General features: G+C 55.7%; 5 protein-coding genes. 3 read left to right on the top strand and 2 right to left on the bottom strand.

Features of this window, described 5'->3' with window-relative positions; translation table 11 throughout:
* The first annotated feature begins 251 nt into the window (after positions 1-251).
* The 3 genes from VGE80_RS03025 to VGE80_RS03015 are packed head-to-tail and all read left to right on the top strand — an operon-like array spanning position 252 to position 2,582.
* Positions 252-428: a hypothetical protein gene (locus VGE80_RS03025; protein ID WP_440591629.1), complete on the top strand. Its 177-nt coding sequence runs from the start codon at positions 252-254 to the stop codon at positions 426-428.
* 39 nt (positions 429-467) lie between these two features.
* The gene (locus VGE80_RS03020) at positions 468-1,760 is read left to right on the top strand and encodes a glycosyltransferase (RefSeq protein WP_440591628.1); all 1,293 of its coding nucleotides are present in this window, start codon (positions 468-470) and stop codon (positions 1,758-1,760) included.
* Positions 1,761-1,817: 57 nt separating this feature from the next.
* A complete protein-coding gene (locus VGE80_RS03015; protein WP_440591627.1) occupies positions 1,818-2,582 on the top strand; it encodes an HAD-IIB family hydrolase in 765 nt (254 codons plus the stop codon).
* 60 nt (positions 2,583-2,642) lie between these two features.
* Here VGE80_RS03015 and VGE80_RS03010 read toward each other — a convergent pair whose 3' ends face one another.
* Together VGE80_RS03010 and ypfJ are read right to left on the bottom strand one after the other, a co-directional pair.
* Positions 2,643-4,049, bottom strand: coding sequence for a PDZ domain-containing protein (locus VGE80_RS03010; protein WP_440591626.1), 1,407 nt, complete (start codon positions 4,047-4,049; stop codon positions 2,643-2,645).
* A gap of 58 nt (positions 4,050-4,107) precedes the next feature.
* A complete protein-coding gene (gene ypfJ / locus VGE80_RS03005) occupies positions 4,108-4,977 on the bottom strand; it encodes a KPN_02809 family neutral zinc metallopeptidase (protein WP_375314922.1) in 870 nt (289 codons plus the stop codon).
* Positions 4,978-5,015: the final 38 nt, after the last annotated feature.

Below are 5,015 nucleotides of genomic sequence, written 5' to 3'. Positions count from 1 at the left end.
GCTCGTTGTCCCCTTCTCTTGAACTACGACAAATTGTCGGACCTGAGGGGGTGGCGGCGGACAATCTGTCGTAGTTACACCTTGCGGGTCGGCTCCTGCAGGTTTTGAGAAACCCTGCTCTTCTGCCGCAACTTCGGACGTCGCAGTGACTTCAAGGGCAAGCTGAACTCAGTGACGGATTGGTACGGGACTTGCCTTCTTCGCGGGGACCTATTCTACGGGATTTTCCTCGCTGATCGAAGGAGGGGTGCATGTTCTTGAAGATTCTTGATGTCACGCTACGACCACTCACGTTGCTACTGCAATTCGCCCTCGATCCCGCCTCTTCGCTCGCCTCCCCCACTCACTCCACCAGCGAATTCGCTCTTGAGTCATACTACGAATGGCGTTCACAGATGCTTCCTATGGCCAGTGCATGTGTGAACTGAAGTTCATGAATCGATTGAATGGTCTGAAAGGAATTCACTATGAGATCACCTCGTATATTGATGATTTCTACCCACGGATATGTGGCGGCTCAACCCGAACTGGGACGGCCTGACACGGGTGGGCAAGTCGTCTATGTCCGAGAGATGTCAAAAGCACTCGCTCACTGCGGTTTTGAAGTGGATATTCTCACACGGCGATTCGAGGGTCAGCCGGCATCTGAGCAAGTCGCAAAAGGAGTTCGCATTCTTCGTTGTGCCTATGGCGGCAATGATTTTCTGCCCAAGGAAGTCCTGGCGCAATATGTTCCTCAGCTGCTTGACGCTTATTTTCAAGATCCACATTTTCAGGATAAGTGCTATCAGCTGATTAGCAGTCACTACTGGGATGCGGGAGTAGCCGGAGTCAAGCTGGCGAAACGACTGGGGGTCCCCCATGTTCATACACCGCACTCGATGGGACTTCTTAAGCGACAAAATCGCGCATGGGGTGACGCCGGTGAATCGACCGCGGATCATCTGACCGAGAGAATTCAGCAGGAGCGTGTGATTTACCACCGTGCGGACCTCGTCCTCTCGACCGCCGCAGAGCAAACCCGCTGTCTGTCGGAATGCGATGAATACAACGTGCCAAGTCAAAAAGTGGAACAGATCCCTCCAGGTCTGGATGATCATGTCTTTTATCAGCTCAAGGACAGCAGGCGCATGGCGATCAAGCGAGACCTGGGATGGGACTCGCCTACGGTCTTTTCGGCGGGGCGGCTCGCGACGAGCAAAGGATACGACCTGTTAATCCAGTCATTTCCGGCGGTCGTCAAGCGAATCCCCGATGCCACGCTGGTTCTCGCCATTGGTGGGGTAACGCGGTCGCGAGAAGAAAACGAGTTACTTGTATCGCTGAAGAATCTGGCGCGCGAGGTGGGGGTGCGGGAACACGTCCGATTCACAGTGTGCGTAGACCAGCAGCGGTTGGCGGACTACTACCGCGCCGCAGATGTATTTGTGCTGGGGAGTCGGAACGAACCCTTTGGAATGACGGCGGTCGAAGCGATGGCGTGTGGAACGCCGACGATTGTCTCGACGCGTGGCGGACTCTGGGAAGAGCTGACGTGGGGACACGACTGCATTTATTGTGATCCCCAGGACACCGAGGCATTATCGCAGGCGATCTGCTCCCCGCTGCTTCATCCCAGAATTCGACAGCAGCTCTCGTTCAATGGCAGCATTACCGCACGCTCGCGATACACCTGGAAGAAAGTTGCTCATCGATTTTTGACGAAGTGCGTCAATCGCGGATGGATCGCCAGTACGACGGGCGTAGAACTCACGCGGTAAGGTAATGAAGTGCAATGCTGAATTGATCTGCTGACAACATTGGCTGGGATACTTACTGTGAATAGACTTCCCTGGTTGGTTGCCAGCGACCTGGATGGCACCCTCCTGGGCGACGCCTCGGCCGTCGAGCGTTTTCGCTCGTGGTGGAGGTCGCTCCATCCCGCGCCGCGACTGGTATACGCTTCAGGCAGATACTATGCGTCCATCGTTGCTTCCGTTCAGGAGTGGAAACTGCCCTCTCCTGATGCCGTCGTTGCAAACGTGGGCAGTGAAGTACGACTCTATCCCTGCGGAAGGCCCTTGGAGGAATGGTCTCATCGCTGGCGGACTCGCTGGCAACTCGATGAGGTCCGGAGCCTGCTGGATCGGGAACTTGGACTGAACCTCCAGCCACCGCAGTGCCAATCTGATTTCAAACGCAGCTATACCGTATACGATGCTGACGAAGGATGGCTTGCACAGGTCCGCGATCGATTGCGAGAAAAACAGATTGCTGCGGAACTGGTCTACAGTTCCGGCCGCGACCTGGATGTTCTCCCCATGGGGGTCAGCAAAGGAACTGCGATTGAGTTTCTGGCTCAATCCTGGCAGATTCCCAAGACGCACGTACTCGTCGCGGGGGATTCCGGTAACGACCTGTCGATGTTTCAGCAGGGGTATCGAGGAGTCGTCGTGGCAAACGCACAGATGGAGCTTGCCGACGCATCCGGTCCTCATATCTACCATGCGCGACGTCAATTCGCGGACGGAGTCATTGAGGGATTTGAGTACTGGATCAAGCATCAAACGTCTGTTTCTCGCGTCAGTCAGGCGAAGTGTTGATCGAGTTATCAATTGCTCCCGCCCACCAACCAGACGGACTGAACTGACAGGGTCCCGGAATCAATTCCGCAGATCGACGTCGAGATTCGTTTTCTTTCCTCCGGAGGGGTTCAGGATGGTCAGTTTGAGGATTCCCTTGCTGGAGTGAACCGCGTCGTTGAGATCGTTCGGATGCAGGACTGCCTTGCCATTGGCCGCCAGTATCAGAACGCCGGGTTTCAGACCTGCACGAGCGGCAGCGCTTCCGGGTTCGACTTCAGTGACTTTGACGGCGAAGTCGTCATCGTGGAAGGCTAACTCTGTCACCGCCCCCAACTTTCCGGGCACCGAATTCGTTGAAGATTCGACGTCCGCCGGGAATGACTTGATGGGAGGTGTGCCTCCCAGATTCACTGTGACTTCCGCGTCGCGTCCGGTGCGCGAATCACGCACAGCCAGTTTGAGAGTGGGACCGCTTTTTCGCAGGGCGGCGAGCAACTGTTCTGGACCGGTGACGGGAGCTCCATTCGCAGAAACAATGATGTCTCCCACTTCGAGTCCCGCCTTCCCAGCTGGACTGTCGGGATTAACTCCCGTCACCTTCAGCGCGCTGCGCGTCCCGAGGGTGACAGGTTCAGCAGAAATCCCGAGCGAAATCTTTCCCGGTTGAGTGGCTGGCTTTTCTGCAGTCTCGGACGTTGCCTCCCTATCCGCAGTCGATGCGGCATGTGGGTCGATCTCGATCTGAGCCTTTTTCCCGGTATTTACATCGACTACGACGAGCGAGAATTTTTTGCCTTGAGAAGCGAACGTCTCCAACTGTCCCGGAGATTTGATCGCTTCACCATCGATACCGGCAAGGATGTCACCGACTTCGAGACCGGCTTTCTGGGCAGGACCGCTCCGTTCCACGCTCGTGACCCGCAGAGCAATCCGATTCTGAATCTTGATCACTTCACTTGTCATACCGAGCTGGGATTTTTCCGCTGCGGCGGGAAGGTCGTCGAGCGAAATTGATGCTGAATCGTCGGCTGGACTCAATGAACCTCGCTCCCCAGTGACTTCGTACCAGTCTGGAAATGATCCTTCCCATCCCCCCTGTTCGCGGGTTGTCAAGAACGCTTTGATCTGCGCTCGCTCTTCGGGTGGACCTTGAAAACTTTCCGAAGCGATGACTTTTCCCGACGGATCGAGCCGCTGGGAAATATGGATGTAAACAGACTCGCCCGGCCCCGCGAATCGCGTGGCCTCTCCCTTTTTAAGAGCCGTTCGGCCTTCTGATTTCTGTACATCGACCTGCACCAGGTAGTCTGTCCGTCCCTGTCGAGGACTCTTGAAAACCTGCCGGACCACTCCCTCGACAACTAGCGGCGCATCAGACTTGTCGAGGCGTTCACGTGTCTGCGCAAGTGCCGACTGGTGAGAACCCGTCACGATACTGAGAAGCATCGCCATGTGAACCGCAATCTTGAACTGCCCAGCGCCCATGATGTTCTTTCACTGTGAGGAAGGAATGGTCACGCAGATTCGATCCGAGAGCCGGGTTTCACAGATCTTCATAAGGAATTTCGAATAGCTCTTTCAGTCTGTTCAGGTCACCCGTCTGCAGTCCGAGTTTGAACCACTTTGTTCGCTGTGCCGAAGTCCCATGCGTATAACTCTCTGGGGACGTGAAACCGCGGGAGTTCTTCTGGATCCGGTCGTCTCCAATCGACTGCGCCGACTGGATCGCTGCTGCCACGTCACCGGGTTCTACAAAATCAAACTTCTTCTGGCCGTAATGAGCCCACACACCTGCAAGATAGTCTGCCTGAAGTTCCAGCCGGACCGACCAGCGATTGAATTCAGCCTTCGGGCCTTGCCGCTTCTGGTTGACGAGGTCGCTGTATCCCAGCAAGTTTTGTACGTGGTGGCCGATTTCGTGTGCGATCACGTAAGCTTGCGAAAACTCTGCGTCAGAACCCCCCATTTTCTCCTTCAGTTCCGTGAAGAATGTCGGGTCCAGATAGACGGTTCGATCTGCGGGGCAATAAAAGGGACCAACGGCTGACGGTGCGTTTCCACAACCGGTGGCGACGGCGTCCGCGAAGAGCACCATGCGGGGGGGGACGTATTGCTCGCCTGCTTTGCGGAATTGCTCGTCCCACACTTCTTCCGTAAACGCAAGAATGGTCGCTGCAAAATCACCGCTCCGGCGTTCTTCAGGAGTCAGTTCCCGTTCGGCGACTTGTCCTCCCTGTCCTCCCGGTGGATTGACGTTGTTCATCAACTGCTGAACTTTTCGGGGATCGATTCCCATGAATGCAGCAATCAGCATGACAATCATCACACCCAGGCCGCCTGCCGCCATTGTGGCGGGCCGCATAGCCCTCCGATCCTCAAGGTTACCGCTTTTCCTTCCACCTTCCCAACGCATTGTATGCTTCCTTCAGATATAAAGATGGGTACGTTGCC

This window comes from Schlesneria sp., from assembly GCF_036405755.1.
GTDB classification, from domain to species: Bacteria; Planctomycetota; Planctomycetia; order Planctomycetales; family Planctomycetaceae; genus Schlesneria; species Schlesneria sphaerica.
Note: the sequence above shows the minus strand (reverse complement) of the source record. Positions and strands in the feature narration are given on the sequence as shown.